The sequence below is a fragment of the Mesorhizobium sp. M0018 genome, from assembly GCF_040323955.1.
Classification (GTDB): Bacteria; Pseudomonadota; Alphaproteobacteria; order Rhizobiales; family Rhizobiaceae; genus Mesorhizobium.
In genome coordinates this window covers 1-1,111 of record NZ_JAMYVL010000078.1, presented here as the reverse complement: position 1 = coordinate 1,111, position 1,111 = coordinate 1, and the positions used below count along the sequence as shown (strand labels likewise).

Sequence of the window (1,111 nt, the reverse complement as noted above, 5' to 3'; positions counted from 1 at the left end):
CATGGCAAGACGTCGCTGACGGCGGCGATCACCAAGTATTTTGGCGAATACAAGCGCTACGACCAGATCGATGCGGCGCCCGAAGAGAAGGCGCGCGGCATCACCATTTCGACGGCGCACGTCGAATACGAGACCGCCAACCGCCACTATGCCCATGTCGACTGCCCCGGCCACGCCGACTATGTCAAGAACATGATCACCGGTGCCGCGCAGATGGACGGCGCGATCCTGGTGGTGTCGGCCGCCGACGGCCCGATGCCGCAGACGCGCGAGCACATCCTGCTCGCCCGCCAGGTCGGCGTGCCCTCGATCGTGGTGTTCTTGAACAAGGTCGACCAGGTCGACGACGCCGAGCTGCTCGAGCTGGTCGAGCTCGAGGTGCGTGAGCTTCTGACCAAGAACGAGTTCCCCGGCGACGACATTCCGATCGTCAAGGGTTCGGCGCTTGCCGCCCTTGAAGACAGCGACAAGAAGATCGGCGAGGACGCCATCCGCGAACTGATGGCTGCGGTCGATGCCTACATTCCGACGCCGGTTCGTCCGCTCGACAAGCCGTTCCTGATGCCGATCGAGGACGTGTTCTCGATCTCGGGCCGTGGCACGGTGGTGACCGGCCGCGTCGAGCGCGGCGTCGTCAAGGTCGGCGAGGAGCTGGAGATCGTCGGCATCCGTCCGACCACCAAGACGACCTGCACGGGCGTCGAGATGTTCCGCAAGCTGCTCGACCAGGGCCAGGCCGGCGACAACATCGGCGCGCTGTTGCGCGGTGTCGACCGCGAGGGCGTCGAGCGCGGCCAGGTCCTGGCCAAGCCCGGCACCGTCAAGCCGCACAAGAAGTTCGTTGCCGAAGCCTACATCCTGACCAAGGACGAGGGCGGCCGCCACACGCCGTTCTTCACCAACTACCGTCCGCAGTTCTATTTCCGCACGACGGACGTGACCGGCATCGTGTCGCTGCCGGAAGGCACCGAGATGGTGATGCCGGGCGACAACATCACCGTCGATGTCGAGCTGATCGTGCCGATCGCCATGGAAGAGAAGCTGCGCTTCGCCATCCGTGAAGGCGGCCGCACCGTCGGTGCCGGCATCGTCGTCACCATCACAGAGTAAT

At 64.8% G+C, this 1,111-nt stretch carries 1 protein-coding gene; it reads left to right on the top strand.

Translation table 11 applies throughout. The features are described from left to right. On the top strand, nucleotides 1-1,110 hold a 1,110-nt coding region (gene tuf, locus NKJ81_RS32505; RefSeq protein ID WP_352542981.1), incomplete at its 5' end, for an elongation factor Tu. Nucleotide 1,111: the final 1 nt, after the last annotated feature.